Source organism: Microbacterium sp. ARD31, from assembly GCF_031844425.1.
In genome coordinates this window covers 41,296-65,532 of record NZ_JAUZVE010000015.1, presented here as the reverse complement: position 1 = coordinate 65,532, position 24,237 = coordinate 41,296, and the positions used below count along the sequence as shown (strand labels likewise).

The following is a 24,237-nucleotide window of genomic DNA, read 5'->3' as shown; positions in this document are numbered from 1 at the left end:
CGTCTTCAGCGGAGCGCTTCTGCCGCAACCGCGTGGACCAGCTGACGCTCCGACAGTGCGAATGCGCCCAGCGCAGGCAAGAGCGCCATTGTGGTGCCTGCAAGCACCAAGCCCCAGTTCTGATCGTATTGGGTCCGAAGTCCACTCACCGCGACGGTGACAACCGGCCACGTCGACCCCGATATCAGTCGTGGCCAGAGGAAGGCATTCCACTGCCCGATCGCGGTGATGAGCGCCACGATCGCGAGGGCGGGGCGCGAGAGCGGGACGACGATGCGGCAGAGCACCTGCGTCATGGTGGCGCCGTCGAGGCGCGCTGCATCGATCAACTCGTCGGGGATGGCGCGAAAGTACTGCCGCAGCAGAAACACCGCGAACGGCGAAGCCAGCAGAAACGGGATCACAATTCCCCAGAAAGTGTCCTTGAGACCCAATCGCGTCATCGCGAGGAAGACCGGAACAATCGTGACGACCGGAGGGACCAGGTAGGTCAAGAGCATGGCGCCGAAGAGGATCTCCCGGCCGGGAATCTGAATCTTGGCGAAGACGAAGGCGGCGGCAGCCGACGTGGCCACCTGGGTGACGGTGAGCAGGGCAGCAGCTGCCACGGTGACAAGCGCGGCCACTCCGAACGGTGTCCCGCGGAGGACTTCGCCGAAGTTCGCCATGGTCCAATCGCTGGGCACCAAGGCGACTCCGTCGCGCTCGAGTGTGGTCTGAGGGGTGAGGGCCACGGCGACGCTCAGGCTCAATGGAGCCAGCGTTGCCGCGGATGCGGCGAGGAGCAGGGCGACGACACCAAAGCGCGCGAGGGTGGTGCGACGCACCCTCCGAAGAGGCTCAGCGCGGTGCATGTTCACCTCGCACCCGGTACATTGCGCGCTGGAAGAGCACGACCAGTCCAAGCAGCAGAAGCAGCACCAGGGATCCCGCCGCGGCGCGGCCGATATCGAATGCTTCGAATGCGGTGGTGTATAGCCACAGCGAGACGGTGGTCGTGCTTGCGGCGGGTCCGCCGCCGGTGAGCGCGAACACCTGATCGTAGATGGCCGCCACGCGGACCACTCCCGTCACTGAGACGAAGACCAGCACCGGTCGAATCAGCGGTAGCTGAATACTCCACAGTGTGCGCAGAGGCCCGGCTCCATCGATCCTTGCTGCGTCGATGAGCGCAGGGGGGACGGTGAGTAGACCCGCGACGAAGAACAGAGCCACGTATCCCGCCTCGCTCCACACGATCACGCACGCGACGACGATCGGTGCGAGCGCCGGGTCGACGAGCCATTCGACCCGGTGCCCGGTGAGCACGCTCAACAGGCCATCCGAGGGGGAGAAGATCCATCGCCAGATGACACCGACAACCAACGGCGCAACGAGCCAGGGCAGCAGGATGATTCCCCGCACCACGCGCCGAAGGGAACCACCGGTGGCGAGCATGAGGGCAAGCCCGATGCCGATGAGGATCTCGGCGGGGACGATCAACACGGCGAGCTGCGCAGTAACCCCGAGCGAATGCAGGAACGCGGGATCTGTGATGACGGACTGGAAGTTGTCGACGCCGACCCACTGCGGAGCGGCGATCAAGTCCCAGCGCTGTGTTGCGAGCCAGGCTAAGCAGATCAGCGGAAGCGTGAAGAACAGGAGGATGCCCACGGCGCTCGGCGCGAGAAGAACGTAGCCGGAGACCTGATCAGTGAGCGAGCGGCGAGCCAGTTTGTGTGACGGCCCGACTGCAGCGGTCATGGTCACTCTCCTGTCATGGCATCACACACCGCAGCCGCACCATCCGCGCAATGTGTGTACACATGAGACTACCGATTGCGAGGAGGGTCGAGGCAAGGGTGATCCAGGAACTGCCCAGCATTATCCGCACTCGGGTGGAGCTAGGGGCGTTCCCGGTCGGTCCGGTCATCTACCCCGCAGAGCCACCCAGCCGCCGATTGCTGGCCGGCCACGAGTGGTGGGAACAGAGTGGGAACAATTGCCGCGAATTCTGTGTGACTCGATGCAGTGTTTGAGAGATCGAGCCGCTGATTTCGCGCGGTTCTGTGACCTCAGGTGATCCTTGTGACCTGGTCCGGTATGGGTTCAAATCTCACCGTCATTGGGCTGGACGGCGGTGCTTGCTCGGGCGACGGTATGCGCGCGAAAATCTCTTGTGACGGCAACGTGAAAGGAGGGCATAGCTATGCCGTTCCGGACCATCGAGACCCTCGAGTCATGGGTCGCGGAGTTCGAAGCGAAGAACTCGGCGGGCGCAAGCGTCATTCGCGTCATCCCCCAGGATGGCGATGGCGGCGCTGACACCGGCCTCGTCGGGATGCGACTCCCGAACTCGCCGACCGAGATCGACATCGAGCCGCCCACTCGGCGTGGTGAGGAGTGGGTGGTGACTTTCGAAACCCCGCGAGGACCACGTTCGGCTGGGAGCCGTCGCGGTTCAGATGATCGCCGTCGAGATGACCGAGCTCGCCAAACTCTGCGCGTTCCTACAGCAGAAGTCAGACGAGTTCATGAGGAACCCCGAGAGCGGTGCGCACCCATTACCTAGGGGAGCGCAGCACGCTCCTCGTGCCTGGTTCGGCGATGCTCGTCCGGTCGCCGCGTGGGAACGATTTGAGAAGACTTGAGGCCGATCCGGCACACCGAGGCCTATCGACGAAACCTCGAGATCCGCGGAATCGCGCGTGCGCACTTCGAACCTCATCTGCGAAATGTCCCAGAGTGGGAGTTCAAATCCCTCCGTCTCCGCCAAAAAATGCCTGATCATGAGAGTATTGGTGCCATGTCAGACGCTGTCGCACGCCGCACGAACAAGACTGCCTGGGCCGCCTTCTGGGTCGCGCTGGCAGGCCTCGTCCTCATGCCCATCCCGCTGTTCATCGGGCTCATCGTGGGTGGTGGCCTGTCGATCATCGCCGCCGTCCTCGCCGTGATCGCGTTGCTCAAAGGTCTCGCGCGCAGCGGCAAGGGCATCGCCCCCGTCGTCTTCGCCGGGATCTTCATCGCGCTCACCTGGGGTGGCATCTCCATCGGCGGCGGCGTCATCTGGTAACGACGCCCGAACCCGGACTCGCACGCGGCCCGCGCCTTCCAGGGACGCCGTAGGCTCGACCGATCATGGACACGCCCGAGCTGATCCTCCAGCAGCGTCGACGAGACGTCGACAGCCGTGTCGAGTCTCTGAACGCCGGGATGGCCGCGCTTCGAGTCGACCGCGCAGCTGACTCCGCGGACGACGAGCACGACCCCGAGGGCGTCACGCTCTCTGCGGAATGGTCGAGACTCGAGGGTCTCCGAGAAGCAGCGCTGGTCGAGCGCGCCGAGATCGACGCGGCACTCTCACGTGTCGGCGATGGCACCTACGGCGTTTGCGAGGACTGCGGGCGCGGCATCCCCTCGGGTCGACTCGACGCCCGCCCGACGGCGACGCGGTGCGTGGACTGTGCGGCGAGAGCAGAGTCGCGCCGGTAGACCCCAACCGCGGTGCGCGCACGGGGCCGCGGGATCTTACCGCTCATGGACCGCCCGCGGTAGGGCGGTCGGCGGCGGGAACCGCGCTGTTAGGTTGATCTGCACTCGACCGGTGGGCGGAGATTCATCCGGCCACCCCAACCAAGGAGGCAACATGTTGTGGACCATTCTCGGACTCATCCTCGTCGGCCTCATCGCCGGTTTCATCGCTCGTGCCGTCATCCCCGGCAAGCAGAGCATGGGCATCCTCATGACGATCGTCCTCGGAATCGTGGGCTCGTTCGTCGGCGGATTCCTCGGCTTCCTGATCTTCCGCGCCGACCCGATGGGCGGCTTCCTGCAGCCTGCCGGCATCATCGGCTCGATCATCGGCGCGATCATCGTGCTCGGCATCTACGTCATGGCGACGCGCCGCCGCACCACCTGATCCCCGGTTCGCCGCGGCCGCGTCAGCGCGCCGCGGCGAACGGATCCGTGGCGCCGTCCACGCACGCGTGGCGAGCGAGGTCCCACCCGGCCAGTTCCGCGCCCGCGCGATAGGCCGCCTCCCAGAAGTTCAGCACCGCCGATCTCGGATCGGCGGTGCTTTTCGCTGTCTCGAGGGGATAGATCGCCAGATGCGACGCACCGCGATCGAGCCACTCGGCGCCGTCCGGCAGCGCCCGGTCCGCGACGCCGTCGGGTTCGGGTGAGACATACGCGTAGAAGGCCGGGTACGGCACCGACGGGTCGCCGAACCAGAACCCGAAGCTGATCACCTCGCGCGAGTACGCCTCGCGCGTCACCGGGTCGGTCGTCGGCTCATGCTCGATGATCGCGTCCGAGAACCTCGTCGCGGCGATGTCGAAGGTGTGCCAGAAGTGATGAACCGGACTCGTCTTGCCTGCGAAGCGACCAGTGCGGCGTGGAACGAAGCCACGCTCTGCCCTTCGAGCGGGAAAGACCTGCGCGAACCCTCCGTCGTCGCGATCACGGCACGATGCTCGATGAAGTCCAGGTCGATGGCGAAGACGGGGTTCGAGCCCATCGGGCGCGTCGTGATGCCCGACCCGGTGACGTGGAAGGGCACGTTCCACCAGTGGTTGCGCCGGGGGCTGTGAGCGAGTCGCACTTTCCCGACGATCTGCGCGAAACGGTGCAGCGTCTCCTTCGTCGGCAGCCACTGCTCGTAGGGCAGGTCGACTCGCAGGCTCACGCGTGCTCCTCCGACGACGCGTGGCGTCGCTCGTGGGGGGTGTGAGGCAGGAAGTGCTCGCGGGCGAGCGGCGCGATCTCGACGTGGTCGACGTCGGCGCGGCTGACCCACCGCATCTCGGCGATCTCCGCTCCGATCGCCGGCTGCTGCACGCCGATGTCCGCGGCGAAGACATCCGCCACCACGACGTGTCCCGGTTCGTTCGCGGCGGCTGCCGTGAACAACCCGAGCGCCCGCAGGTCATCCGGGGCGACGGCCACGCCGAGCTCTTCCGCCAGCTCCCGGCTGAGGGTCTGGCTCGGCGACTCGCCGGGCTCCGGTTTGCCGCCCGGCTGCATGAACGCCGTCGTCCCGGCCTTGCGCACCACCAGCAGACGGCCTTCGGCATCGGTGATCACGGCCGCCGAGACATGGATGCTGCGCTGCGGCGCCGGGGCAGGAGTTCCGCTCTTCACGCTGGCACGCTAACAAGTCCTGGGCGCACCGAGGCCCGCTGACCGTCGGCTGCCGATCGGTCGCGCTGGTCGTCCACGCTGCCAGGCGGCGTCCATCCGGCTCGACGTAGAATCGCGTGTGCCTCCCGAGACCTCGCCTTCGTCCACCCTGCCGCCCAGCGGCATCGATCCGGACGAACTCGCCATCACCTTGAAGGTGCTGGACGGGATGGCAGGCCTCGACGAGACGCACCCCGACTTCGTCGCTGTGCGGCAGGCGACCGCGAAGATGTTCAAGGCGGTCAAGAAGGTCCGCCGGCGTGAGATCCGCGAGGCCATCGCGAGCGCCGACCGTGCGGTGGTCGCCGCCACCGCAACCGGTGCACCGGACCGCATCGACGACGAGACGCGCGGCATCCCCATCAGCACCGCCACGACCGCACCGACCGCGGGAACGCTGCTCAAGGCCCGCGGCTGCTACATCTGCAAGCAGCCCTACACCGTCGTCGACGCGTTCTACCATCAGCTCTGCCCCGCCTGCGCGGCGCTCAGCCACGCCAAACGCGAGGCGCGCACCGATCTGACCGGCAAGCGGGCGCTGCTGACCGGCGGACGGGCGAAGATCGGCATGTACATCGCGCTGCGCCTGCTGCGCGACGGCGCCCACACCACCATCACCACACGCTTCCCCCGCGACGCGGTGCGCCGCTTCAGCAGCCTTCCCGATGCTCCCGAGTGGATCGACCGGCTCAAGATCGTCGGCATCGACCTGCGCGACCCCGCTCAGGTCATCGGGCTCGCCGACGACGTCGCCGCCGCCGGGACCCTCGACATCCTCATCAACAACGCGACGCAGACGGTGCGGCGATCGCCGGGCGCGTATCAGCCGCTCGTCGACGCCGAGCTCGCGCCGCTGCCGGACGGGCCTCTGCCGGAACTGGTCACCTTCGGGCACACCAACGACCAGCATCCTCAGGCGCTCGAGCGCTCGGTGACGGCGCATCCGATCCTCGCCGCGGCGGCCGCTCGCGCCGAGGAGCTCACGGAGCAGGCGATGGCTGCGGGATCGAGCTCGCTCGAGCGGCTCGCCGCGGGCACGGCGATCGACGCCGGCGGTCTCGTCCCCGACCTCGACCACGTGAACTCGTGGACGCAGCGCGTGGACGAGGTGGATCCGCTCGAGATGCTCGAGGTGCAGCTCGCCAACACGACCGCGCCCTTCCTGTTGGTGTCGAAGCTGCGATCGTCGCTGGCGGCGAGTCCCGCGCGACGCACGTACGTGGTGAACGTCAGCGCCATGGAGGGCGTCTTCGGTCGCGGCTACAAGGGCCCCGGCCACCCGCACACCAACATGGCCAAGGCCGCGGTCAACATGCTCACCCGCACGAGCGCGCGCGAGATGTTCGAGACCGACCGCATCCTCATGACCAGCGTCGACACCGGCTGGATCACCGACGAGCGCCCGCACCCCACCAAGGTGCGACTGGCCGAAGAAGGCTTCCACGCTCCGCTGGATCTCGTCGACGGCGCCGCGCGCGTGTACGACCCGATCGTGCGAGGCGAAGCGGGCGAGGACCTGTTCGGTGTCTTCTTGAAGGACTACGCGCCCGGGTCATGGTGAACCTGCCCGCCCCTGGACGCCGCGTCGTGGTGCGCTACCTGCTGCCCACCGGCCAGGCGACAGACGCGCTCGGCGAACTCGTCAGCGCCGACGAGACGACGGTCGTCGTCGACGGCAAGCGAGGTGTCGAGCACATCGGGGTGAGCGACATCATCGCCGCGAAGGAAGTGCCGCCGCCGCCCGCGCCGCGCACCCGGCGCACCGCCGGCTGATCGGTCGGATCAGTCGGTGTCGTCCGTGCCGCCCGGGCGGACGGGCGCGTCGTCTCGGATGTCGATGCGGGTCACCCCGTCGTGCTCGGTCACCTCGATGCGCGGTGCGGCGTCCTCCTCCCGCGCGTCGGGCGCGGAGAGCAGCTGATCGCGCCGCTTCTCGTCGTCTGTCATCCCTGTCGACATGGCCCGCCCTTCCGGTCCCACGCACGCTATCGCGGAGACGATCCCCGGGTCACGGGCCTTGACAACCGGCGTCAGGCGGGGGGAGCGGCGTGCTCGGTGACCGAGACGAACCGGCCGTCCGCGACGGTGACGTTGTGCACGCCACCGGTGAGCTCGACCGTTGTGGACGTCTCTCTGGTCGCGCAGTCCGGCCCGACCCACAGTTCGATGCGGCCGGGCTCGACGATGCGGATGCCGTCGCGTCCGGTGAAGGCGAGACGCGCGGTCGGCACATCGAACTCGACGATGCGCTCCTCGCCCCCGTCCAGTTCGAGGCGGTGATAGCCGACCAGTTGCGCGACGGGACGCGTGATGCTCGCGTGCACGTCACGGGCGTAGAGCTGGACGACGTCGGCGCCGGCACGGTCTCCGGTGTTGCGCACGCGCACGGTGACGCCGAAGCGTCCCGAGGTCGGCGTCGCGGCATCCGTCGTGAGTCCCGTGCGCGCGAACGTCGTGAAGGACAGCCCGTGTCCGAACGGCAGTGCGGGGGTGGTGTCGGCGCTGGTGATGTCGGACGGACCGCCGAGCACCGGATGCAGGTAGCTGTACGGCTGCGCGCCCGCGGAGCGGGGCAGCGACACCGGGAGTCGACCGGAAGGCGACGTGCGCCCCGACAGGATGCCCGCGATCGCCGCCCCGCCCTCCTCCCCGGGGAAGAAGGCCTGTAGCACCGCGCTGACCCGGCCGTCCAGGGCCCAGTCGATCGCGTACGGCCGACCGGACAGGACGACCAGCACCACCGGCGTGCCGGTCGCGGCGACGGACTCGACCAGCTCTCGCTGGCGACCCGGCAGTTCGAGGTCGGCGACGTCGTTGCCCTCGCCGACGGTGCCCCGGCCGAACAGTCCGGCGCGGTCGCCCACCACCACGACGGCGACGTCGGCATCGGATGCCGCGGCCACGGCCGCGTCGAGGAGCGACGTGTCGCCGCTGTCGGCCTCGTCCTCGACCTCGCACCCGCGCGCGGCCGTGATCTCGACCCCGGGGAACTCCTGGGCGAGGGCTTCATGCACGGTCGGCGAGGCGAATCCCTGCGCGACCTCGGGGTGATGTGCCATGACGTGGTTCACGAACGAGTAGCAGCCGAAGAGCGCCTCGGCCGCGTCGGCGTTGGGGCCGATCACCGCCACCCGGCCGGGTGAGCGCAACGGCAGCGTGCCGTCGTTGCTCAGCAGCACCACCGACTTCTCGGCGAGCTCGCGTGCAACGGCCCGATGGGCGGGGGAGTCGAGGTCGATCGACGCGGGAGGCGCGTCGAAGGTCTCATCCAGCAGGCCCAGCTCCTCCTTCTGCGCCAGGACGCGCCGCACGGCCGCGTCCACCGCGCGTTCGTCGACCAGGCCCGCCCGCACCTTCTCGGCGAGCGGCTCGAGGTAGGCGTCTCCTGTTGGCAGTTCCACGTCGATCCCGGCCGCGAGGGCCAGTGCCGCGGCTTCGCCGAGGTCGGCCGCCACGGCGTGCATCGTGTGCAGGAACGCCACCGAGAAGTAGTCCGAGACGACGACGCCGTCGAACCCCCACTCGTCGCGGAGGATGCCGGTGAGAACGGCGGGGTCCGCGGCCACCGGCATCCCGTCAATCTCGGCATAGGAGTTCATGACCGAGCGCGCGCCGCCGTCGCGCACGGCCATCTCGAACGGCGGCAGCAGCACGTCTCGGATCTCGCGGGGTCCGGCGTGGACCGGCGCGTGGTTGCGTCCCGCCTGCGACGCGGAGTAGCCGACGAAGTGCTTCAGGGTGGCGTGCACCCCGGCGGACTGAAGCCCGCGCACGTACGCCGTCCCGATCGTCCCGACGACGTAGGGGTCTTCGGCGATGCACTCGTCGACGCGCCCCCATCGCGGGTCGCGCACGACGTCCAGCACCGGAGCGAGGGACTGATGGATGCCGAGCGCCCGCATCGACTCGCCGATGAGACCCGCCATCCGTTCGACCAGCTCGGGGTCGAAGGCGGCTCCCCAGGCCAACGGCGTCGGGAAGGTCGCCGCCTGCCACGCCGCGAGACCCGTGAGGCTCTCTTCATGGACGAGGGCGGGGATGCCCAGCCTGGTCTCGGACCGCAGACGACGCTGCTCGCTCCACAGCCACGCGGCGCGCTCCACCGGGTCGACCGGCCGGGTGCCGTACACCCGCGTGAGGTGCCCGAGGCCATGGATGCTCGCGTCCTCGTAGCGCGCTGAGGTGGCCATCTCTCCCTGCATGGGCGCGACGACGTCGTCGCCCTGGTCGACCCAGAAGCCGACCAGCTGGGCGAGCTTCTCTTCGAGGGTCATGCGCGCGAGCAGGGATTCGACGCGCGCGGAATCGACGATGGTCACGGTTCTCCTTGAGAGGGGTCAGCCTTTGACGGCGCCGGTCAGGCCGCCGACGATCCGGCGCTCGAACAGGCTGAAGAAGACGAGGGCGGGGATCATCGACAACGACGTGAACGCGAGCACCCGTGCGGTGTCGACGGAGTACTGCGACGAGAACGCCTGCACGCCGAGGGGCAGTGTGAACACCGCCTCGTTGTTGAGCACGAAGAGCGGCAGCAGGTAGCTGTTCCAGCTGCCGATGAATGCCAGGATGCCGGTGGTGATCACTCCGGGCATGGCGAGCGGGATCACCATGCGCCAGAAGAATCCCAGCCGCGAGGCCCCGTCGATGAACGCGGCCTCCTCGATCTCGTCGGGGATCGCCCGCAGGAACGGCACCAGGATGATGATCGTCGTGGGGAGGGCGAACGCGATCTGCGGGAGGATCACACCCGGCAGCGAGTTCATGAGGCCGAGGTTGCGGATCACGATGTACAGCGGGGTGATCGCCACGGTGATGGGGAACATCAGGCCCGCCGCGAACAGCGCGTACAGCGCTCCACGACCCTTGAAGCGGTAGCGGGCGAGTACGTAGCTGGCCATGAGACCCAGCACGACGGCCCCGGCCGTGGTCGCGATCGCGGCGATGGCGGAGTTCAGCACCTGCCGCCAGAACATGTCGCCGCCGAGGACCACGAGGTAGTTCTCGACGTTCCACGGGTTCGGCAGCCCGGCGGGGTCTGTGGTGATCTGCGCGTTCGTGCGGAACCCGCCGAGGATGATGTACGCCACCGGCACGAGCAGGAGGGCGATGACGACGAGGGCGACGAAGTAGACCAGCGGGTTGCCCCAGGGCAGCTTCTCGCGCGGGGTGCGCCGCGGAGGGCGCTGCTCGTCGGCAGGGGCGGTGGTGATGACAGCGGTCGCAGTGCTCATCGGCGCTTTCCTCCCGTCAGCGCGCCTTCCGTATCGCGTCGCAGCACGAAACGCTGGTAGAGCAGCGCGACCACGAGCGAGATGAGGAAGATCACGACGGCGACGGCGTTTCCGTATCCGTAGTTGCCGGCGTTGCGGCCCTCCGAGACCATGTACGTCGCCATAGTGGAGGTGCCCGCCGTCGAGGCCACGTACTGGCCCCAGATGATGTAGACCAGGTCGAACAGCTGCAGCGAGCCGATGATCGACAGGAACGCCCAGATCCGCAGCGTCGGGCCGAGAAGCGGGATGGTGATCCGCCACTGGGTCTGCCAGAAGGACGCGCCGTCGATGGCAGCCGCTTCCGAGAGCTCCTCGGGGATGCCCTGGAGTCCCGCGAGGAAGAGGATCACCGCGAAGCCGATGTACTTCCACGTGATGATGACCATCAGCGTCCAGATCGCCAGGTTCGGGTCGGCGAGCCAGTCCTGCTGGATGCCACTGAGGCTCATCTGATCGAGGAAGCCGTTCAGGGCTCCGTTCTGCTGGAGCATGAGACTCCAGCCGACTCCGACCACGACTTCGGCGATCACGTAGGGCACGAAGATCAGCACGCGGATGACCGACTGCCCGCGCATGCGCCGGTTCAGCAGCAGTGCCAGCAGCAGTGCTGCCGGGCCCTGCAGGACGAGCGACATGACGACGATGAAGGCGTTGTGGCTCAGCGCCGCGTGGAACGCGGGGTCCTGCAGGATCAGCAGGTAGTTGTTGAAGCCGACGAAGTTCGTCGGCACGCCGTAGCCCTGCCAGTTGAAGAAGCCGTAGTAGGCGGCGGCGACGACGGGGAAGATCACGAAGCCGAGGAAGACCAGGAGGGCGGGGCCCACCAGCAGGGCGACCTCCAGTCGGCCGCCCCATCCCAGACCCTTCCGACGCCGCCGCACCGAGGGGGGCGACGCGGTGACGCCGCCCCCCTCGTGCTGCGCGAGCTCGGCGGGAGTGGAGGTCTCCGTCAGCGAGTTCTCGCGGACACGCATGCGAGTGGTCCTATCCCTTCGCCGCGGCGGTGTTGACGGCCTCGACCAGCTGGTCGGGCCCGCTGTTGCCGGCGAGAAGGTCGACGACCGCCACGTTCAGGGCGTTGCCGACATTCAGGCCGTAGACCGTGTCGAGCCACTGCGACACGTAGGGCGCGGCGTTGTAGGCCTCGAGGATCTGCTGGAGGTACGGCTCGGTGACCGCTTCCTGCGCGACCGTGTTGACCGGGGGAGCGTTGAAGGCCGCGTAGTAGTTCTCCTGCACGTCCGACGTGGCGAGGTAGTTCAGGAAGTCGACGCACGCGTCGGGTGCGTCGACCGAGCACGAGTAGCCGTCCACGCCACCGAGGATCGAGCCGGGCTCGCCCTCGCCACCGGGGACCTCCGGGAACGGGAACCAGCCGAGGTCGGGCAGCGGCTCCTGATCGGGCGTGAGCGACGCGATGACGCCCGGGTTCCAGGCGCCCATGAGTTCCATGGCCGCCTGGCGGTTGGCGAGGAGTCCGGCGGATGATCCGGCGCCCTGCTGCGCGGAGGTGGTGAGGAATCCGTCGTTGTACGGCTCGGTCTCGGCGAAGCTCTGGAGGTTCTCCGCCGCCTCCAGCCAGCACGGGTCCTCGAAGTTCATCTCGGCGGCGGCGTCGGCCATGGTCTCCGGGCTGCAGGCGCGCAGCGCGAAGAAGTAGTACCAGTGCGCGGCGGGCCAGGCGTCCTTGCCGCCCAGGGCGATCGGGGCGACGTCGGTGGCCTTCAGGGCCTCGACAGCGTCCTCGAGCTCGTCGATCGTGGCCGGGGTCTCCTCGATCCCCGCCTCGTCGAAGAGGTCCTGGCTGTAGAAGATGCCGCCCGGGAGCACGGCCACCGGCATCGCGTAAACGCTGCCGTCGATCGTGTTGGCCCGGAACGAGCCCTCGGGGATCTCGCTGGTGGCGGTGTCGGACAGCACGTCTGTGAGGTCCTTGAGCTGACCGGCCTCGACCATCGCGGCCATCTTGCCCCCGCCGCGCTGCAGGAAGATGTCGGGCGCATCGCCGGAGTTCAGCGCGGTCTGCAGCTTGCCGTCGAGCTCTTCGTTCTGCAGCGACTGGATCTCGATCGTGACGTCGGGGTTCTCGGCCTCGAAATCGGCCACCGTCTGCTCCCAGAACTCCTGCCCCGGTCCGGTCGTGGAGTTATGCCAGAGGGTCATGCTCTGGCCGTCCGCGCTGTCGCCGGACCCGCCCGCGCAACCGCTCAGGGCGAGTGCGCCGATCGCCAACGTCGCCGATGCGACGAGGATCTTCTTCGCGTTCATGTGATTCAACCTTCTCCTCTTCGAGTGGACACCTGGGCGCTGCTGCGCGCCTTGCTCGGACGAGTGTCACCCGCTCCGTCGATGTCGTCAAACGTTTTCGAAATCCTTTTCCATGACTACACTCACCGTCATGGGACGCCGACCGACCATCCACGACGTCGCCGCCGAAGCGGGCGTTTCTGTGTCGACCGTGTCGAAGGCGGTCAACGGACGGTACGGCATCGCCGCCGACACCGTGCAGCGCGTGCTCGACGTCGTGGAGCGGCTCGGATACGAGTCCAGCCTCGTCGCCAGCAGCATGCGATCGTTCCGCACCGGGGTCATCGGCGTGCTGGTCGCCGACTTCGAGCCGTTCAGCGCAGAGATCCTCAAGGGCGTCGCACAGGCGCTGCACTCCACCCGCTACGACCTGCTGGCCTACAGCGGCTCTCGGCAGGCCGACAGCACGGGGTGGGAGCGGCGCTCGCTCAGCCGGCTCAGCGGCACGCTCATCGACGGAGCGATCATGGTCACTCCCACCGTCGTCAGCGCATCCGTCGACGTGCCGATCGTCGCCATCGACCCCCACACCGGTCGAGCAGACCTTCCGACCGTCGAGTCCGACAGCTACCACGGTGCTCTCGACGCGATGGAGTACCTCCTCGGTCTCGGCCACCGCCGGATCGGATTCCTGGCCGGACGGCCCGACCTGCGTTCGGCTGCCGCGCGGGACGCGGGCTATCGGAAGTCGTTGCGGGATGCGGGGATCGAGATCGATCCCGCTCTCGTGCGCAACGGCATGTACCTGCTCGAGACCGCGCGCGACGAGGCCCGCGTGATGCTCTCGAATCCGCGCCGGCCGTCGGCGGTGTTCTGCGCCAACGACATGTCGGCGATCGCCTTGATGGAGGTCGCGGGCGAGCTGGGCATCCGGGTTCCCGAGGACCTGTCGGTGGTCGGATTCGACGACGTCCCCGAGGCCGCGCGGGTCTCACCCGGCCTCACGACGGTCCGTCAGCCGATGCGGCGCCTCGGTGCGCTCGCGGCGGAATACGTGACGGGGCTCCTCGCCGGCGAGCAGCCCCCGTCGCTGCACGTGCAGCTGCCGACAAAGCTCGTCGTGCGCGGATCCACGGGTCCACCGCCGGTCAGCTGACGCGCCCGGTCGACCCGCGCACGACTGAGTTCGTGGGTCACGACCTATATTGCGCAAATTTCTGCGTGACAACGAGCTCGGATGGCATCGTGATGACCCGGCGTGCACCGGAGTCGTCGTGCGCCGAGAGAGGATCCGACGATGCCCGCCACCCTGCGCGTCGCCCTGATCGGGCCCGGCTTCATGGGACGGATGCACGCCCACGCGTGGCGCACCGCCCCGCGCTTCTTCGACCTGCCGGTCACGCCCGAGCTGGTCGTCCTCGCCGGACGCGATGCCGAACGCACGGCTGCAGCCGCGGCATCCTACGGCGTGCCGGAGTCCACAGATGATTGGCGGACGGTCATCGATCGCTCCGACATCGACGTCGTCGACATCTGCTCGCCCGGCGACACGCACGCGGAGATCGCCCTGGCGGCGCTCGCGGCCGGCAAGCACGTGCTGTGCGAGAAGCCGCTGGCCAACAGCGTCGCGGACGCCGAGCGCATGGTGGCCGCCGCCGAGCAGGCGTCGTCCGCGGGAGCGGTCAGCATGTGCGGCTTCAGCTACCGCCGCACCCCCGCCCTCGCCCTCGCACGACGCCTCGTCGAGGACGGGCGCATCGGGCGGATCCGGCACGTGCGGGCCCAGTACCTGCAGGACTGGCTGAGCGATCCCGAGGCCCCCTTCACCTGGCGGCTCGACCGCGAGCGCGCCGGCTCGGGCACCCTCGGCGACATCGGCGCCCACAGCATCGACACCGCGCAGTGGCTCACCGGCGAGGACATCATGCGGGTCTCGGCGGCGCTGCGCACCTTCGTGCCGACTCGCCCGGTGCGCGGCGAATCGGTGGGCCTCGGGGGCCGCGCCCGCGAGGACGCCCCGCACGAGCGGGTGACCGTCGACGACGCCGCCGCGTTCACGGCATCGTTCGCATCGGGGGCGCTGGGCGTCTTCGAGGCGACGCGCATGGCGACCGGGCACCGCAACTCCAACCGCATCGAGATCAACGGCGACCGCGGGTCGATCGCATTCGACTTCCGCGAGATGAACGAGCTCGAGTTCTACGACGCCGCCGATCCCGCCGGTGAGCAGGGCTTCCGCAGGATCCAGGTGAACGAGCCCGAACAGCCGTATGCCGGGGCGTGGTGGCCGGCAGGTCACGGGCTCGGCTACGAGCACCTCTTCACCCACCAGGTCGTCGACTTCGTACGCGCGATCGGCGGCGGCGAGACCGCGGCCCCCACGTTCGCCGACGCAGCGCGGGTGCAGCGGGTCCTCGCGGCGGTCGAAGACAGCGCGGCGAACGACAGCGCGGCCGTCGACGTCGCGCCCGCATCGATCGAAGGAGCACCCGCATGAGCACGCCACAGGCACTCGTCGTCCGCGGCGGCTGGGACGGGCACCGACCCGTCGAGGCGACCGACATGTACATCCCGTTCCTCGAGGCATCCGGGTTCACCGTCAGAGTCGAGGAATCCAACGAGGTCTACGCCGACGAGGCGGCGATGGCGGCGACCGACCTCATCCTGCAGTGCGTCACGATGTCCGAGATCTCGCGGGAGGCCTTCGCGGGTCTGCGCGGAGCCGTCGAGCGCGGCACGGGACTCGCAGGCTGGCACGGGGGCATCGCCGACTCGTACCGCAACACCTCCGACTACCTCCAGCTGATCGGCGGCCAATTCGCCACGCACCCGTCGAAGCATCCCGACCAGTGCGGCAACGGAGAATCCGACAACTACCTGCCCTACACCGTCGAGCTCACCGACTTCGGCCGCTCGCACGAGATCACCGCGGGGCTCGACGACTTCACGCTCGACACCGAGCAGTACTGGGTGCTGCACGACGACCTCATCGACGTGCTCGCGACCACCACCCACCCGGTGCAGCCGTACCACCCGTGGCACCGGCCGATCGTGTCGCCGGCGGTATGGACGCGCGAATGGGGAGCAGGGCGCATCTTCGTCGCCACCCCGGGCCACAGCCTCGACGTCCTCGCCGACGCGAACGTCCGCACCATCATCGAAAGGGGACTGCTGTGGGCAAGCCGCACGGCATCGGCATCGTAGGCCTCGGAGTCATCTCGCGGGCGTACCTCGACACGCTCGCGGGGCACCCCGAGCTGCAGATCGTCGCCGCCGCCGACCTCGACCGCTCGCGCGCCGAGGCGCTGGCCGCCGAGATCCCCGGATGCCGCGCCCTCACCGTCGCGGAACTGGTGGCGGATCCCGCGGTGCAGACCGTGGTGAACCTCACCATCCCGGCTGCGCACGCCGAGGTCGCGATCGCCGCGCTCGAGCACGGCAAGAACGTCTACGGAGAGAAGCCGCTCGCGGCGACCTTCGACGACGCGCGCGCGATGCTCGAAGCGGCGAACGGGTCCTGGGTGGGGGGTGCGCCCGACACCGTCCTCGGAACCGGTGTGCAGACCGCGAGATCGGCGATCGACGCCGGCGCGATCGGCCGTCCCGTGTCGGCCGTGGCGACGTGGGTCTCGGGGGGCCACGAGTCCTGGCACCCGCATCCGGACTTCTACTATCGCGAGGGCGGCGGACCCCTGCTCGACATGGGCCCGTACTATCTCACCTCGCTCGTGCATCTGCTCGGCCCCGTCGCCCGGGTCTCGGGCGCGTCCTCCCGCACCCGCGACACCCGCCGCATCGGCTCCGGGCCCCGCGCCGGCGAGATCATCCCCGTCGAGGTGGACACCCACGTGACGGGCATTCTCGAGCACGTCGGGGGAGCCCTGTCGACCGTCACCTTCAGCTTCGACGCCGGCGCGTCGACCGCCGCGCCGATCGAGGTGCACGGCGAGGCAGGGTCGCTGCAGGTACCGGATCCGAACAACTTCGACGGAGAGGTGCGGGTGCGTGCCCGCGGAGCGGACGAGTGGACCGTGCGCCCGACCGATGCCGGCTACGAGGACGCCGGGCGCGGCATCGGCGTGATCGACTTCGTGCGCACCGGCGCCGGGCGGGCGGACGGCGGACTTGCGCTGCACGTGCTCGACATCATGCTGAGTCTGCTGGCCTCGGCGCGAGAAGGTCGACGCATCGAGCTCGAGACGTCGGCGGAGCGCCCCTCGCTCGTGCCGTTGACGCCGGCGTCCGAGTGGCGAGCACGCTGACCCGTACCCCCGATCACACGGGGTGGCCGCGCCGCTCCAGCACCGCCCGGATCTCGCTGTGCGCGGCCACGTCGTAGGCGACCAGACGAGCTTCTTCGACACGGGTTGCTGTCGCGGCGATGGTGTCGACCGCTGTCTCGATCGCGATGTCACGTGGCCACCCGTAGACGCCGGCGCCGACGAGGGGGAATGCGACGGATGCCGCACCGACCTCGTCCGCGACCTCGAGCACGCGGCGATAGCAGCTCTCGAGCAGAGCGCGGTCGCGCTCGCCGGCGCTGTAGTTCGGACCCACGGTGTGGATGACCCAGCGGGCGGTGAGGTCGCCGGCGGCCGTCCACCCGGCATCCCCCGTCGCCAGTCCGCGAGGGAACCGCTCGACGCACTCGCGCAGCAGCGCCGGGCCCGCCGCGCGGTGGATGGCTCCGTCGACGCCTCCTCCTCCGCGCATACGGGTGTTCGCCGCGTTCACGAGGGCGTCGACCTGCTGCTGGGTGATGTCCCCTCGGACGACCGTGATCCGTGCCATGGCGCGCCTCGCCTCCCCGTCGGCCGCCGTGTGACGGCCCGCAGGCACGCAAGCTATCGCCGCGCCCGACGAGGGTCAACCCCGGTGCGCGCCGGGGATGCGGGCGGCATGCTGGGCGCCGCCTCGGTGCGCGATCGCGGCCGGGCATGCTGTCATGAGGGGAAACGCCATCGTCCCTGACAGCCGACCCGCGGAGAGCCGTGACCGACATCCTCATCACCGCTGACGACCTCGCCGAGCTCATGGTCGAGGAGCCGCGCCTGCGGATTCTCGACGTGCGATGGCGGCTGGACCGACCCGATGGGCGACCCGCCTACGTCGAAGGCCACATACCGGGCGCGGTCTACGTCGACCTCGATGCCGAGCTCGCCGGGCACGGCGCGCCGACCGATGGACGGCATCCGCTTCCGGCCGTCGAAAAGCTTCAAGCCGCCGCCCGCCGATGGGGTCTGCACGGGGACGACACGGTCGTGGTCTACGACGACCTGGGTTCCATGTCGGCGGCGCGCGCGTGGTGGCTTCTCGCGGACGCCGGAGCACCCGACGTCCGCATCCTGGACGGCGGTCTGCAGGCGTGGGCTCGGTCGGGCCGTCCCCTCGAGTCGGGCATCGTCGTACCCGCCGCGGGATCGGTCGTCCTCACGGCCGGGCGGCTTGCGCGCGCGTCGATCGACGAGGCGGCGGCGCTCGGCGCAGCCGGCCTCCTCATCGATGTGCGGGCCGCCGAGCGCTACCGCGGCGAGGTCGAGCCGATCGATCCTCGGGCGGGTCACATCCCCGGGGCGCTCAACCTGCCGACGACCGGGAACATCGGCGCCGACGGGTGTTTCGTCAGCCCGGACGTCATCCGCGCGCGCGTGGTGGCGGCGGGCATCGCACCCGGCTCCGAGGTCGGCGTGTACTGCGGCTCGGGAGTGACGGCCGCCCATGCGTTCGCCGCGCTCTCGATCGCCGGATTCGCGCCGCGACTGTATGCCGGATCGTGGAGCCAGTGGTCGAACCACACGGACCGTCCGGTCGCCGTCGGCGCCGCGCCGTAGCGGTCCTACGCGCGATAACCCAGCGGGACCCCTTTGGCAAGGGGGGCGGTGATTCCCGCAGACCGCGTCTAGGAATGCCCCTACCGGCCCCACCGGCCGGTTCTCGAAAGGGGCAGAAATGTCGAACAACCACGATGCATACGCGTCGAGTGGACCGGGCGCCGTGCCCACAGACGCCGGCAAGGTCGAGACGGCCAAGCACGAGGCCTCGGACTTGGCGCACACCACGGCCGACAAGGCCGGCGGTGTGGTCGACACCGCGAAAGAGGAGGCGTCGGTCGTTGCCGGCGAGGCCAAGGACCAGGTGCGTGACCTGTATGCGCAGGCCAAGCACGAACTGAGCGACCAGGCCCGCACCCAGCAGCAGCGTCTCGCGAGCGGGATGCGCTCGACGAGCGACGAGCTGCAGTCCATGGCCGCCGGTTCGACGACCTCCGGCCTCGCCACCGACCTCGTCCGGCAGGCCTCCACACGGTTGGCCGGCATGTCGGCATGGCTGGGCGAACGAGAGCCCGCAGCCGTGCTCGACGAAGTCAAGCGGTTCGCCCGTCGCAAGCCGGGTACTTTCATCCTCGCCGCAGCGGTCACCGGCATCATCGTCGGCAGACTCACCCGCGCGCTGGCCTCGTCGGCAGCCGATGAGAAGAAAGCCGCCGAGGCCCGGGCGAACGCCGCCGGACCGGTGGCGACTCCGGCCGCTGCGGCGACGTCCGCGAGCGCGGTGCCTGCCGCCGGAGCGGTCCCACCTACGGGCGTGATGCCGCCGACGAGGACGGCGACGGGCGTCGCCTCGGGAGGCAGGGCTGAGGAGACGCCGATCTATTCGCAGTCGTCGTCGGACCTCACCGGAGACGCGCCGACGGAGGATGGCTATGTCCGACCCAACCCCTAGCGAGCAGAGGGCGGCGACCACGTCGCTCGGTGACCTCGTCGGAGAGGTGAGCCGCGACCTCTCGACGCTCATGCGCCAGGAGGTCGCCCTCGCCAAGGCCGAGCTGAAGCAATCGGCGACAACGGCCGCGAAGGCGGGCGGCGCCCTCGGCGCCGCGGGCTATGCCGCGCTCATGGCGATCTTCTTCCTGTCGGTCGCACTGTGGTGGGCGCTGTCCACCCAGATGGGCGGCGGATGGGCGGCGGTCGTCGTCGCGGTCATCTGGGCGCTCATCGCGCTCGTGCTGTGGCTGGTCGGCAGGTCGCAGCTCAAGAAGGTGCAGGGTCTGCCGCAGACCGCCGAGACAGTCAGAGAAATACCGGAAACGCTGAAAAGAAACGAGGAGAACCGATGAGCGATTCACCGGATGCCATCCGTCACAACATCGAGCAGACCCGGCGAGAGTTGGGCAGCGACGTCGACGCGCTCGCCGACAAGGTCTCGCCGTCCAAGATGGTGGAACGTCAGACCAACAGGGTCAAAGGCGCGATCGGCTCGGTCCGCGACCGCGTGATGGGAGCGGCGGACGATGCGGGTTCGTCGATCTCGCACGCCGGCTCATCGGCGGCGTCGAACGTCGGCGATCTGAAGGATCGAGCCGTGACCAAAGCCGAAGGCAATCCCCTGGCGGTCGGTCTCATCGCGTTCGGGGCCGGTCTGCTCCTGTCGTCGCTGATCCCGGCATCCGATCGTGAGAAGGAGGTCGCCGACAAGGTGAAGGAGCAGGCGCAGCCCCTCGTCGATGAGGTGTCGGGGGTTGCCAAGGAGGTCGGCGAGCACCTTCGCGAGCCCGCTCGCGAAGCCGCGACCGCTGTGAAGGATGCCGCAACCGAATCCGTCGAACATGTGAAGACCGAAGCCGCGACAGCAGCTGACGACGTGAAGACCCAGGCGAAGGGGGCGGGCCAGAACGTCAGCGGTCACTGACTCGAGGAACGGCGAAGGGGCACCCACCGACCGGTGGGTGCCCCTTCGCCGTTCCCGCAGCCCGTCGGCTTCAGTCCAGGTCGGTGTCGGGAACGAGCCACTGCTCGCCGCGATCGGGGCCGGCCTCGGGATGACGCAGGCGCCGTGCGCGCATCCGGAGGTCCTGGACGACTGCTTCGTCCACCTCCACTTCGTCGCCGGCGACGTCGGCGGGCGTGCTGTAGAGCTGGCTCGCGGGCCCGAGCAGCATCTCGGCCATCACGACGTCGCCCCGCTGATCGAGGATGGGCACGACGACGACGTCCGACGTGTGGGAGTCCGCCAGCGCCGAGGCGTAGGTCAGAAGGGCGTTCGCGACATCGTCCGTCGTGAGGAGGGTATCGCCGGTGTAGTGCAACTGCTGCATGCGGCAATGATCCGGTCGCACGAGCGGTGCGTCGTGGGGGTTGCGCAAGCGTGTGAACCGTGCCTATTGTGCGCCGTCCGGGGTCGACCTCCCGGCGCACCGTTCGATGTCCCTCGCCAGCGGGGCGATGTCAACCCCCTTCTCTCGAGAGGCTCGCCCTCGCATCGTTCCGGATATGAGAGCGGTGACCTGGCAGGGAAGAAGACACGTCGAGGTGCAGGACGTCCCCGACCCGCGCATCGAAGAGCCCACAGACGCGATCATCCGCGTCACCTCCACGGCGATCTGCGGGTCGGACCTCCACCTGTACGAGGTCTTCGGGCCCTTCCTCGACGCGGGGGACATCCTGGGCCATGAAGCGATGGGCGTCGTCGAGGCGGTCGGCTCCGACGTCTCCCGGCTGCGTCCCGGTCAGCGCGTCGTCGTTCCGTTCAACATCGCGTGCGGCACGTGCTTCATGTGTCTTCGGGGCCTCCAGTCGCAGTGCGAGACGACGCAGAACGACCTCTACGGCACCGGCGCCTCCCTCTTCGGCTACACGAAGCTGTACGGCCAGGTGCCCGGCGGCCAGGCCGAGGCGCTGCGCGTCCCCTTCGCCGACTACAACACCATCCCCGTCGAAGACGACCTGCCCGACGAGCGGTATCTGTTCCTCAGCGACATCCTCCCCACGGCCTGGCAGGCGGTCGAGTACGCCGACGTGCCGGAGAAGGACGGGACCGTCGTGGTCCTCGGGTTGGGGCCCGTCGGACAGTTCGCCTCGCGGATCGCCGTGCAGCGAGGGCATCGCGTCATCGCGATCGATCCCGTGCCCGAACGTCGCGAGATGGCGGCGCGCCACGGCGTCGAAGCGTGGGAAGGCGACGACGATGTCGCGCGCGTCATCGCCCGCACCCAGGGCCGCGGTGCCGACGCCGTCATCGATGCCGTCGGACTCGAAGCGCACGGGAGCCCCTTCGCCCACGCCGCGCACATGATCACCGGCATGCTCCCCGACGCGGTCGCGCGCCCCGTCATGGAGCACTCCGGCGTCGATCGGCTCGCAGCGCTCCACGCCGCCATCGAGATGGTCCGGCGCGGCGGAACGGTCTCGATCAGCGGCGTCTACGCAGGCGACGCCGACGTCCTGCCGATGAAGACGATGTTCGACAAGCAGCTGACCCTGCGGATGGGGCAGTGCAACGTCAAGCGGTGGATCCCCGACCTGCTGCCACTCGCCCGCGACGAAGCGGACCCCCTCGGAATCGAGGATCTCATCACGCATCGCGGCGGTCTCGACATCGCCCCCGACATGTACGACCTGTTCCAGAAGAAGTCCGGCGGCTGCGTGAAGGTGGTTCTCACCCCGACGACATGATTCCTTCGTCTTCGACGATGTCAACCCTGTTGGACGATCGAGCATGCGGTGACACGGTAGACAGGACGTCGGTCGTCAGGACCGTCAGCTCCGCGGGGCTCCCCCGCCGTCTCGGAGGAACACAATGGGCAAGTTCATCTACGAAGCCACCGTCAAGGTGGATTTCGAGGACCGCACGCTCGCGCATCTGCAGCTCGTGATCGGGACCAAGCTGCGTCGCGGCGAAGCCTTTCACTTCACATGGAAGGACGACGCGAGCATCGGGGACGGACGCACGACGGTGTGGGTCCACCCGCGGTGCTCCCTCGTCTACAAGTACTACGGCAGTCGCCGGCCCCAGCTGAACATGGCGTGGGTCGATGCGTTGGCATACACCGCGAACTCTCCGGCCGGCCTCTACGTCGTGCCGGAGCCGGCCGTGATGACCCAGCCCGAAGAGGTGGAGGCATGAAGCGGATCGACGTCATCTACGGAGGCGAGCATTACAGCGTCGGAGGTCGAGACTTCGACGAGCTGAAGCGCGAGATCGCCGATGGTGTGACACGGGGAGTGCACTGGCTGCTCGTGAACGACGGCGAGGGGGCCCCGCGGCCCGCCCACCTTCTCATCTCGCCCGGTGTTCCGATCGCGGTGATCCCCATTCCCGACGACGCCCCCGAGGTCGCGGGTAGGTCGATGTGGGATTCGGACGGTCGCGAGATCCGGCTATGACGAGCGCTATGCTCCGCGTGTGAACCTCGCCCGCGCTGTCGCCCTCATCGCGGTCATCGGCGTGCTCACCGGGTGCGGTCCGCAACCATCCGCAGATCCGACGCAGGCCGGCATCCCGGAAGAGATTCTCGAACAGGCATGTACCGATGCCGTGTCCGGCATCGTCGACGCCGTAGCGGAGTTGGCCGCCGGGTACGAGCCGGATGCCGCGGGCGAGCCGCCGACGACGCCGGATGACGGCGGGCCGGAGGCGGAGGACGAGGATCCCCTCACCGCCGCGGTGACCGACGCACGCCGCGCCCGCGACCGGCTGAATTGCGATCGCGAAGCCTTCGCCGCGGAGCTCGCCGACGGACTCGGCGCGATCGCGCCGTCGACCCCGGTCGCCGAGGCGGTGTGGCGTCGCGCCTCCGCCTCGATCCTCGGCACGGTCGAGCAGGAGGCGGGGGAGCGCGCGCTCACCCCGACGGACGACCTGCGAGACGCCCTCGCGCGTTCAGCCGAGGGGACCACCATCGTGCTGCCCCCTGGCACCATCGACCTCGACAGCACCCTCGTCCTGCTCACCGCCGTGACGCTTCGGGGGTCGGACCTCGACGCGACCGTGCTGCGCACGCGTGCGACGGACGCCGCCGTCATCGTCGCCACCGGCGGGCTCGTGCGTCTGGAGAACCTCACGCTCGAGCTCGTCGGCGATGACCCCGCTTCGGGGCTGGTCGCCGGGCCATCGGCATCCGTCGCCCTGTCGAACGTGCGGATCGCGGGAGCTCGGGCGGATGAAGGCGGCGCCGGCGGCGCAGGCGTTTACATGTCGGCGCAGGGCGACGAGGGCTCCGGCCGCGGGACGACGCTCGAAGTCACCGACTCGGTGTTCGCCCGCAACGGCTGGGCGGGCGTCGCGGTGGCGGGCGGGCATCGCGTGAGCATCGAGGGGTCGACGTTCGCCGACAACGGCGAGGTCGGCTTGCTGTTCCTCGACGAGGCCGGCGGATCGGTCGGCTCGAGCAGTTTCCGCGACAACCGCGTAGGGCTCGCCGCGACGGGATCCGCAGATCCGTCGTGGGCGGACAACGCCATCTCGGGTGGCGACGTCGGCGTCCAGGTCGATGCGGACGCCGCGCCGGCCATCGACGGACTCCGCGTCAGCGGAACCTCATCGGCGGCCGTGATCTTCGGGGGATCGTCGGGCGGATTCCTCGGCGACGCGACCTGCGCTGCGAGCCCCTACGGGATCGTGATCTCGGATGCCGCCGCGCCCACGCTGGGTGCGAACGAGTGTCAGCTGGCCCGCGGCGGATCCTAAACCCCGAGGTGGTTCGGTCGCCTAACGACACGGCGACGCAGTATTTCGCACAGCCTCTGTACAGGTTCGCCATGAGGTGCAATACTCA

The 24,237-nt window shown here is 69.1% G+C and carries 29 protein-coding genes; 17 read left to right on the top strand and 12 right to left on the bottom strand.

The window, feature by feature from the left end:
- Nucleotides 1–5: 5 nt before the first annotated feature.
- Both Q9S36_RS27470 and Q9S36_RS27465 read right to left on the bottom strand, forming a co-directional pair.
- A complete protein-coding gene (locus tag Q9S36_RS27470; protein ID WP_311288015.1) occupies nucleotides 6–827 on the bottom strand; it encodes a carbohydrate ABC transporter permease in 822 nt (273 codons plus the stop codon).
- 13 nt (nucleotides 828–840) lie between these two features.
- Nucleotides 841–1,743: a sugar ABC transporter permease gene (locus Q9S36_RS27465; protein WP_311288014.1), complete on the bottom strand. Its 903-nt coding sequence runs from the start codon at nucleotides 1,741–1,743 to the stop codon at nucleotides 841–843.
- Nucleotides 1,744–2,785: 1,042 nt separating this feature from the next.
- On the opposite strand from Q9S36_RS27465, the gene Q9S36_RS27460 reads away from it, so the two are divergent.
- From Q9S36_RS27460 to Q9S36_RS27450, 3 genes are all read left to right on the top strand, one after another.
- Nucleotides 2,786–3,055: a hypothetical protein gene (locus Q9S36_RS27460; RefSeq protein WP_251453674.1), complete on the top strand. Its 270-nt coding sequence runs from the start codon at nucleotides 2,786–2,788 to the stop codon at nucleotides 3,053–3,055.
- Nucleotides 3,056–3,120: 65 nt separating this feature from the next.
- Nucleotides 3,121–3,474: a TraR/DksA C4-type zinc finger protein gene (locus Q9S36_RS27455; RefSeq protein WP_311288013.1), complete on the top strand. Its 354-nt coding sequence runs from the start codon at nucleotides 3,121–3,123 to the stop codon at nucleotides 3,472–3,474.
- A 154-nt stretch (nucleotides 3,475–3,628) separates the two neighbouring features.
- Nucleotides 3,629–3,901, top strand: a complete 273-nt coding sequence (locus Q9S36_RS27450; protein ID WP_311288012.1) for a GlsB/YeaQ/YmgE family stress response membrane protein — start codon at nucleotides 3,629–3,631, stop codon at nucleotides 3,899–3,901.
- Between the two features lie 22 nt (nucleotides 3,902–3,923).
- Here Q9S36_RS27450 and Q9S36_RS27445 read toward each other — a convergent pair whose 3' ends face one another.
- From Q9S36_RS27445 to Q9S36_RS27440, 3 genes are read right to left on the bottom strand one after another with little or no spacing between them, the layout of a single operon-like run.
- Nucleotides 3,924–4,316 carry a DUF5996 family protein gene (locus Q9S36_RS27445; protein ID WP_311288112.1) on the bottom strand — a complete coding sequence of 131 codons (393 nt, stop codon included), beginning with the start codon at nucleotides 4,314–4,316 and terminating at the stop codon, nucleotides 3,924–3,926.
- Nucleotides 4,256–4,669, bottom strand: a complete 414-nt coding sequence (locus Q9S36_RS51670; RefSeq protein ID WP_396653856.1) for a DUF5996 family protein — start codon at nucleotides 4,667–4,669, stop codon at nucleotides 4,256–4,258. The genes Q9S36_RS27445 and Q9S36_RS51670 overlap by 61 nt, the downstream gene beginning before the upstream one ends.
- Nucleotides 4,666–5,124, bottom strand: coding sequence for an NUDIX domain-containing protein (locus Q9S36_RS27440; RefSeq protein WP_311288011.1), 459 nt, complete (start codon nucleotides 5,122–5,124; stop codon nucleotides 4,666–4,668). Before Q9S36_RS27440 ends, Q9S36_RS51670 begins: the two co-directional genes overlap by 4 nt.
- 118 nt (nucleotides 5,125–5,242) lie before the next feature.
- On the opposite strand from Q9S36_RS27440, the gene Q9S36_RS27435 reads away from it, so the two are divergent.
- Both Q9S36_RS27435 and Q9S36_RS27430 read left to right on the top strand, forming a co-directional pair.
- Nucleotides 5,243–6,724 carry an SDR family NAD(P)-dependent oxidoreductase gene (locus Q9S36_RS27435; RefSeq protein WP_311288010.1) on the top strand — a complete coding sequence of 494 codons (1,482 nt, stop codon included), beginning with the start codon at nucleotides 5,243–5,245 and terminating at the stop codon, nucleotides 6,722–6,724.
- The gene (locus Q9S36_RS27430) at nucleotides 6,718–6,936 is read left to right on the top strand and encodes a hypothetical protein (protein WP_311288009.1); all 219 of its coding nucleotides are present in this window, start codon (nucleotides 6,718–6,720) and stop codon (nucleotides 6,934–6,936) included. Before Q9S36_RS27435 ends, Q9S36_RS27430 begins: the two co-directional genes overlap by 7 nt.
- Nucleotides 6,937–6,945: 9 nt before the next feature.
- Here Q9S36_RS27430 and Q9S36_RS27425 read toward each other — a convergent pair whose 3' ends face one another.
- From Q9S36_RS27425 to Q9S36_RS27405, 5 genes are all read right to left on the bottom strand, one after another.
- Nucleotides 6,946–7,122 (bottom strand): hypothetical protein, encoded by a 177-nt coding sequence (locus Q9S36_RS27425; protein WP_251453663.1) that lies wholly within the window; start codon nucleotides 7,120–7,122, stop codon nucleotides 6,946–6,948.
- 71 nt (nucleotides 7,123–7,193) lie between these two features.
- The gene (locus Q9S36_RS27420; protein WP_311288111.1) at nucleotides 7,194–9,437 is read right to left on the bottom strand and encodes a glycoside hydrolase family 3 N-terminal domain-containing protein; all 2,244 of its coding nucleotides are present in this window, start codon (nucleotides 9,435–9,437) and stop codon (nucleotides 7,194–7,196) included.
- A 63-nt stretch (nucleotides 9,438–9,500) separates the two neighbouring features.
- Nucleotides 9,501–10,394, bottom strand: coding sequence for a carbohydrate ABC transporter permease (locus Q9S36_RS27415; RefSeq protein WP_311288008.1), 894 nt, complete (start codon nucleotides 10,392–10,394; stop codon nucleotides 9,501–9,503).
- Nucleotides 10,391–11,410 carry a sugar ABC transporter permease gene (locus tag Q9S36_RS27410; RefSeq protein WP_311288007.1) on the bottom strand — a complete coding sequence of 340 codons (1,020 nt, stop codon included), beginning with the start codon at nucleotides 11,408–11,410 and terminating at the stop codon, nucleotides 10,391–10,393. Before Q9S36_RS27410 ends, Q9S36_RS27415 begins: the two co-directional genes overlap by 4 nt.
- Nucleotides 11,411–11,420: 10 nt before the next feature.
- The gene (locus tag Q9S36_RS27405; protein ID WP_311288006.1) at nucleotides 11,421–12,704 is read right to left on the bottom strand and encodes an extracellular solute-binding protein; all 1,284 of its coding nucleotides are present in this window, start codon (nucleotides 12,702–12,704) and stop codon (nucleotides 11,421–11,423) included.
- Nucleotides 12,705–12,834: 130 nt separating this feature from the next.
- Between Q9S36_RS27405 and Q9S36_RS27400 the strand changes: the two genes are divergently transcribed.
- The 4 genes from Q9S36_RS27400 to Q9S36_RS27385 all read left to right on the top strand — a co-directional run bounded on the left by Q9S36_RS27400 (nucleotide 12,835) and on the right by Q9S36_RS27385 (nucleotide 16,945).
- Nucleotides 12,835–13,839, top strand: coding sequence for a LacI family DNA-binding transcriptional regulator (locus Q9S36_RS27400; protein WP_311288005.1), 1,005 nt, complete (start codon nucleotides 12,835–12,837; stop codon nucleotides 13,837–13,839).
- Between the two features lie 141 nt (nucleotides 13,840–13,980).
- Nucleotides 13,981–15,180, top strand: coding sequence for a Gfo/Idh/MocA family oxidoreductase (locus Q9S36_RS27395; protein WP_311288004.1), 1,200 nt, complete (start codon nucleotides 13,981–13,983; stop codon nucleotides 15,178–15,180).
- Nucleotides 15,177–15,887, top strand: a complete 711-nt coding sequence (locus Q9S36_RS27390) for a ThuA domain-containing protein (protein ID WP_311288003.1) — start codon at nucleotides 15,177–15,179, stop codon at nucleotides 15,885–15,887. Before Q9S36_RS27395 ends, Q9S36_RS27390 begins: the two co-directional genes overlap by 4 nt.
- The gene (locus Q9S36_RS27385) at nucleotides 15,857–16,945 is read left to right on the top strand and encodes a Gfo/Idh/MocA family oxidoreductase (protein WP_311288002.1); all 1,089 of its coding nucleotides are present in this window, start codon (nucleotides 15,857–15,859) and stop codon (nucleotides 16,943–16,945) included. The genes Q9S36_RS27390 and Q9S36_RS27385 overlap by 31 nt, the downstream gene beginning before the upstream one ends.
- 13 nt (nucleotides 16,946–16,958) lie before the next feature.
- Here Q9S36_RS27385 and Q9S36_RS27380 read toward each other — a convergent pair whose 3' ends face one another.
- Nucleotides 16,959–17,474, bottom strand: coding sequence for an O-acetyl-ADP-ribose deacetylase (locus tag Q9S36_RS27380; protein WP_311288001.1), 516 nt, complete (start codon nucleotides 17,472–17,474; stop codon nucleotides 16,959–16,961).
- 242 nt (nucleotides 17,475–17,716) lie between these two features.
- Between Q9S36_RS27380 and Q9S36_RS27375 the strand changes: the two genes are divergently transcribed.
- The 4 genes from Q9S36_RS27375 to Q9S36_RS27360 all read left to right on the top strand — a co-directional run bounded on the left by Q9S36_RS27375 (nucleotide 17,717) and on the right by Q9S36_RS27360 (nucleotide 20,372).
- Nucleotides 17,717–18,514: a sulfurtransferase gene (locus Q9S36_RS27375; protein ID WP_396653857.1), complete on the top strand. Its 798-nt coding sequence runs from the start codon at nucleotides 17,717–17,719 to the stop codon at nucleotides 18,512–18,514.
- A gap of 118 nt (nucleotides 18,515–18,632) precedes the next feature.
- Nucleotides 18,633–19,406, top strand: a complete 774-nt coding sequence (locus Q9S36_RS27370) for a hypothetical protein (protein ID WP_311287999.1) — start codon at nucleotides 18,633–18,635, stop codon at nucleotides 19,404–19,406.
- Nucleotides 19,387–19,800, top strand: coding sequence for a phage holin family protein (locus Q9S36_RS27365; protein ID WP_311287998.1), 414 nt, complete (start codon nucleotides 19,387–19,389; stop codon nucleotides 19,798–19,800). The genes Q9S36_RS27370 and Q9S36_RS27365 overlap by 20 nt, the downstream gene beginning before the upstream one ends.
- Nucleotides 19,797–20,372: a DUF3618 domain-containing protein gene (locus tag Q9S36_RS27360; protein WP_311287997.1), complete on the top strand. Its 576-nt coding sequence runs from the start codon at nucleotides 19,797–19,799 to the stop codon at nucleotides 20,370–20,372. Before Q9S36_RS27365 ends, Q9S36_RS27360 begins: the two co-directional genes overlap by 4 nt.
- A gap of 70 nt (nucleotides 20,373–20,442) precedes the next feature.
- Here the strand turns inward: Q9S36_RS27360 and Q9S36_RS27355 are convergent, their stop codons facing one another.
- Nucleotides 20,443–20,778: a hypothetical protein gene (locus Q9S36_RS27355; protein WP_311287996.1), complete on the bottom strand. Its 336-nt coding sequence runs from the start codon at nucleotides 20,776–20,778 to the stop codon at nucleotides 20,443–20,445.
- Between the two features lie 175 nt (nucleotides 20,779–20,953).
- Here Q9S36_RS27355 and Q9S36_RS27350 point away from each other — a divergent pair, with 175 nt between their 5' ends.
- From Q9S36_RS27350 to Q9S36_RS27335, 4 genes are all read left to right on the top strand, one after another.
- Nucleotides 20,954–22,135, top strand: coding sequence for a zinc-dependent alcohol dehydrogenase (locus Q9S36_RS27350; protein ID WP_311287995.1), 1,182 nt, complete (start codon nucleotides 20,954–20,956; stop codon nucleotides 22,133–22,135).
- Between the two features lie 124 nt (nucleotides 22,136–22,259).
- Nucleotides 22,260–22,586 (top strand): ATP-dependent DNA ligase, encoded by a 327-nt coding sequence (locus Q9S36_RS27345; RefSeq protein WP_311287994.1) that lies wholly within the window; start codon nucleotides 22,260–22,262, stop codon nucleotides 22,584–22,586.
- Nucleotides 22,583–22,846, top strand: coding sequence for a hypothetical protein (locus Q9S36_RS27340; protein ID WP_311287993.1), 264 nt, complete (start codon nucleotides 22,583–22,585; stop codon nucleotides 22,844–22,846). Before Q9S36_RS27345 ends, Q9S36_RS27340 begins: the two co-directional genes overlap by 4 nt.
- A gap of 19 nt (nucleotides 22,847–22,865) precedes the next feature.
- Nucleotides 22,866–24,149: a right-handed parallel beta-helix repeat-containing protein gene (locus Q9S36_RS27335; RefSeq protein ID WP_311287992.1), complete on the top strand. Its 1,284-nt coding sequence runs from the start codon at nucleotides 22,866–22,868 to the stop codon at nucleotides 24,147–24,149.
- The last annotated feature ends 88 nt before the right edge of the window (nucleotides 24,150–24,237 follow it).